This is a genomic window from Streptosporangium sp. NPDC001681 (assembly GCF_040298085.1).
Taxonomy (GTDB): Bacteria; Actinomycetota; Actinomycetes; order Streptosporangiales; family Streptosporangiaceae; genus Streptosporangium.
Genome location: NZ_JBEOZN010000325.1, coordinates 1 through 1286, shown reverse-complemented (window position 1 = coordinate 1286; position 1286 = coordinate 1). Strand labels below are relative to the sequence as shown.

General features: G+C 70.3%; 1 protein-coding gene. It reads left to right on the top strand.

Features of this window, described 5'->3' with window-relative positions; translation table 11 throughout:
• Window positions 1-15: 15 nt before the first annotated feature.
• The coding region (locus ABT130_RS47625) for an MFS transporter (protein WP_350966506.1) at window positions 16-1286 on the top strand (1271 nt) is incomplete at its 3' end.

Sequence of the window (1286 nt, the reverse complement as noted above, 5' to 3'; positions counted from 1 at the left end):
CGAAGAGGTCCGGCGGTGAGGGGCACCTTGGCCCTGGCCCGCTCCTTTGACCGGCCGGTGAGACTGCTCCTGATCAACCAGCTCACCATCAACACCGGCTTCTACATGCTGATGCCCTACCTGGCCGGCCACCTGTCGGGAGCGCTGGCGCTACCGGCGGCCCTGGTCGGCCTGATCCTGGGCATCCGCAACCTCAGCCAGCAGGGCATGTTCCTGATCGGCGGCACCCTCGCCGACCGGCTCGGCCACAAACCCATGATCGTCACAGGGTGCGGGCTGCGCACCCTGGCGTTCCTGATGCTGGCCGTGGCCGACTCGCTGCCCATGCTGGTGAGCGCCTCGGCCCTGACCGGGTTCGCCGGCGCGCTGTTCAACCCCGCGGTGCGGGCCTATCTCGCCCAGGAGGCAGGAGAGCGAAAGGTCGAGGCGTTCGCCGCGTTCAACGCCTTCTACCAGCTCGGCATCCTGATCGGGCCGCTCATCGGCCTGCTGCTCAACGCGGTGGCCTTCAGGCTCGTCTGCCTGATCGCCGGCGTGATGTTCGCCGCGCTCACCCTCGCCCAGCTACGGGCCCTGCCCAAAGGAGAGCGTCCACGAGCCCAGGAGGGACAGGGCGTGCTGCCGCAGTGGCGCGAGATGTTCGGCAACCGGCCCTTCCTGCTCTTCTCGCTGGCCATGATCGGCTCATACGTGCTGAACTTCCAGGTCTATCTGGGCCTGCCACTGGAGATCCACCGAGCGACGGGGGGCGAGCTGGGGGTCACCCTCGTCTTCGTGGTCTCCGCGGTGCTGACCATCATCGGCCAGGCCCGCCTGACCGGGTGGGCGACCCGGCGCTGGCGGCCGCCGCAGGCCATCGCCAGAGGTCTGGTCCTGATGGGGCTCGCCTTCGCCCCGGTGGCCCTGGCCGCCCCCTGGACGGGCGGCGCCGGCACCTGCGGCGGCATCGCCGGGGTGCTCGTGCTGCTCCCCGTCCTGGGGACGGCGGCGCTGCTCAGCCTGGCCACCATGATCATCTACCCGTTCGAGATGGCGACCATCGCCACCTTCGGCGGCCGGCACATGGTGGGTACCTACTACGGGCTCTACAGCACCCTGGCCGGCCTCGGCATCGCCGCGGGCAACCTGCTCACCGGATGGGCACTGGATCTGGGCACCCGGCTGGGCCTGCCGAGCCTGCCCTGGCTGGCCCTGACACTGATCGGCCTCGGCAGCGCCGCCGCCGTGGCCACCCTGGATCGATCAGGACACCTGGCAGCCTCACCACAGACCACCCCGGCGACGGC